Below are 3,176 nucleotides of genomic sequence, written 5' to 3'. Positions count from 1 at the left end.
AGAAATAGCCGCCTTAACCAAATCCGCGGAGACATTTAACAAAAAGTCCTGCCACCCGAAGGATTCATCAAATATCCACGCATAGGAGTTAACACTCATCGACACCACCAGTGTCACATATACCCCACCTTTGGCAGCACCTTTCAAACCATCAGTGCCAATGCCCATTTTGATAATGGTCGGGTTAGATAACCTGTAACGTGTACCGCGAATTACCTGTCGAAGCCGATATCAGCCTGATTGTCAGACCACTCTTTGGAGAGCCGGGAGGAAAGCTGTCTTTCACGCGCAGTGCGGCGTGCACGATCATTCATGCAGGAAGCAATCATCACATAATCCTTGTGTTGTGGAATCCATTAATGCCGAGAGATTTTAAGAGAACGGCCTCCGGGGCACAAGGTACTTGGTTCGGCTGCTTGGAGATGTGGGGGCTGACAGCGGGTGCCAGACCCGGGGGGGCGTGGTTGGTGATATGGGGTCTGACAGCGAGTGTCAGACCCCTGATTCGGGGCTAGGCGCAAGGGGTCTGACACTCGCTGTCAGACCCCATATCTCCAAGGTTTAACGTGGCAGCCTTATGGGGGGCAGACTCCACACTGGGTATTGAGAGTCAGTCCCGGCATTTGGTATATCAACTCGATCCCGGAATCGGATTCAGTGCCTTACTTGAGAGCGAAGTACACTCACCTCGTTCACCGTTAGTCCGGCGATCTCCGCAATCAACTGATCGTCCATTTCTGTGCGACTGATAAGATTTCTCGCCATATCCCGCTTTGCCTCACGGCGCCCTTCCTGCCGCCCTTCCTGCCGTCCTTCCTGCCGACCTTGCTCCAACCCCTTCTGCAGCCCTATCTGCTGCTCTTTCTTCACCAGGTTTTCGAGGTTCTCTGCCAGCATATCTCTGTCCTCCGTTAAACTATCGAGACGCTCCAGTTGAAGCTCTGCACCCAACTTACTCAGATGACGCTTGATCCAGCGGGTGATGATGCGGTCTGTCCGTTCCTTATCAGGATCCGCTTCAATGATGCCAACCACTCGATCCACGGCCTGTTGCAAAGCTTCCCAGCTATGGCCTGCGTTCTCGATACCAAATACGCCACTCAGAGGCGTGTAGTTGTCGCTCAATTGTTCATCCGTGAAGTGCCCTTCGTCAATCAGATAATAGCGAAGGTGTGGCTGATACGCTCTCAGGAATTCCGGGGGCTCCGGCTGCACCATGTCGTAAATATCTTGCCGGGCTGACCATCGCTGGGAGCCATTATACAAAACCACCGGAAAGATCGGCGGCAAGCCCTGCCGCGCCGTGGCCGCCCGGTTCTTCAACAGGTGATCATAGAAGCAAGCCACATAGTGCATCAGACGCAGCGGCATGGTGTTATCTACTTTCGATTGAAATTCCAGCAAAATGTAAAGAAACACATCCTGCGTGATCCCGTTCCAGGTAACCTCTACCGACCACACCACATCTTCGAACTTCTCCTCAAACAACGGCGTGATGTAGTTGCCGCTGTGCTGTTTGAGCGTGGCAAAATTCATAAGGCTTGCGATCTCATTCGGCGCAAAGCCCTCGATCAACTGCTGGACAAACTCCGGATGGCTGAATAGCTCTTTATAACCGGTATCGTGGTGGTTGCTGGACATCCATTTCCTTCCTGTTCCCTCCTGTTTCCAGCGTTTCAGTGTACCACTTAACCGCTTTTCAGGCATTTTAGGGGCTGTTCATTGGTTTGTTTTGCAGGGCGGTATGGGGTCTGGGGTTGGTGATATGGGGCCTGACAGCAAGCGTCAGACCCCATATCTCCGAGGTTTAACCTGGGTGCCTTGCGGCGGCAGCCTCCACAATTAGGCATCACAGGCCAGCCCCGGGGTTGTGCACGGCCTCGCGACTCTGAAGAAACTGATGCTTTTTCTCCAGATAACGGGCACCTTTTTCAAACCCTCTCTTGCCATGATCCTCGTGGAGAATTTGCTTTAAGCCCCGGTCGTAGCAGTCGGCAGGCTCCAACACCCAGGCATCGTTGAAGAACTGCTTGTTGGCTCGTACGATAACCGTGTTACAGCGTGAATAGCCTGCTTCTTTGAAGGTGTATGCCCAAATAGGATTCACCAGCAAACCACCGAAGACGGCAAGCCCTATGCCAAGAAACATCACCCAGGCTGCCCACTTCTGAACCTTTGCCAGTATCGATGGTACAGACCTTCTCAATAGCCTTACGAAAATAATCTCGATATTCATTGCTACGCATATACTTAATACAGATATCCAGCCAAATAGCAAAGCAGTCTGCTGTTTCTGAAACACCAACAAGGGCCTTTGCAAATCTATGATATCCAACAAATACTCTGAGTAACTACTATAGCTCCATATTGATCCAGCCCCGGCTAATAAAAGAATAAAATTCAGAACTAAGCCACCAATTAAAAAGTCAGACCGCGTGGTAGGTTTGTATAGGGACATAAAAACTCTATCTGACGTTGAGCGGCGACAGGCGCCGTAAAATGTCTGTCACCTTTGCCTCAATCTCGCGCTGCACAGCGGTAATAACCACAGAACCTGCAGCGTCTAAAGCACAGTACGCAAAGTCTCCCAACTTGTGTTTCTGAGCATCTATAAAGCCAGAGGGATTAGATATAGCATCAATGGCCTTTTGATAAGAACGTACCGTCTCTTCAGCAAACAGAGCTACATCAGACCAACCAATACTTGCAATATGAACCCCAAAACCAAGCCCTACTATAAAACCAGCGCCATTTGCAAAAACAACCGCCCCCGTATATAGAGAAAACAGCTTAGCCACAAAATACCCAAGCGCTATAGAAATAGCCGCCTTAACCAAATCCGCGGAGACATTTAACAAAAAGTCCTGCCACCCGAAGGATTCATCAAATATCCACGCATAGGAGTTAACACTCATCGACACCACCAGTGTCACATATACCCCACCTTTGGCAGCACCTTTCAAACCATCAGTGCCAATGCCCATTTTGATAATGGTCGGGTTAGATAACCTGTAACGTGTACCGCGAATTACCTGTCGAAGCCGATATCAGCCTGATTGTCAGACCACTCTTTGGAGAGCCGGGAGGAAAGCTGTCTTTCACGCGCAGTGCGGCGTGCACGATCATTCATGCAGGAAGCAATCATCACATAATCCTTGTGTTGTGGAATCCATTAA

3 protein-coding genes are annotated in these 3,176 nt (G+C 50.3%); all 3 read right to left on the bottom strand.

Features of this window, described 5'->3' with window-relative positions:
- Positions 1–654 precede the first annotated feature (654 nt).
- The 3 genes from C7H09_RS17095 to C7H09_RS17085 all read right to left on the bottom strand — a co-directional run bounded on the left by C7H09_RS17095 (position 655) and on the right by C7H09_RS17085 (position 2,984).
- A complete protein-coding gene (locus tag C7H09_RS17095) occupies positions 655–1,641 on the bottom strand; it encodes an Rpn family recombination-promoting nuclease/putative transposase (protein ID WP_106764969.1) in 987 nt (328 codons plus the stop codon).
- A gap of 208 nt (positions 1,642–1,849) precedes the next feature.
- Positions 1,850–2,335: a hypothetical protein gene (locus C7H09_RS19800; protein WP_133166246.1), complete on the bottom strand. Its 486-nt coding sequence runs from the start codon at positions 2,333–2,335 to the stop codon at positions 1,850–1,852.
- 130 nt (positions 2,336–2,465) lie between these two features.
- A complete protein-coding gene (locus C7H09_RS17085) occupies positions 2,466–2,984 on the bottom strand; it encodes a hypothetical protein (protein WP_106764964.1) in 519 nt (172 codons plus the stop codon).
- Positions 2,985–3,176: the final 192 nt, after the last annotated feature.

It is taken from the genome of Marinobacter fuscus, from assembly GCF_003007675.1.
Lineage (GTDB): Bacteria > Pseudomonadota > Gammaproteobacteria > Pseudomonadales > Oleiphilaceae > Marinobacter > Marinobacter fuscus.
Note: the sequence above shows the minus strand (reverse complement) of the source record. Positions and strands in the feature narration are given on the sequence as shown.

Coding starts and splice junctions, on each gene's coding strand:
- C7H09_RS17095 (WP_106764969.1), bottom strand. CDS start 1,641: ATGTCCAGCAACCACCACGATACCGGTTATAAAGAGCTATTCAGCCAT.
- C7H09_RS17085 (WP_106764964.1), bottom strand. CDS start 2,984: ATGGGCATTGGCACTGATGGTTTGAAAGGTGCTGCCAAAGGTGGGGTA.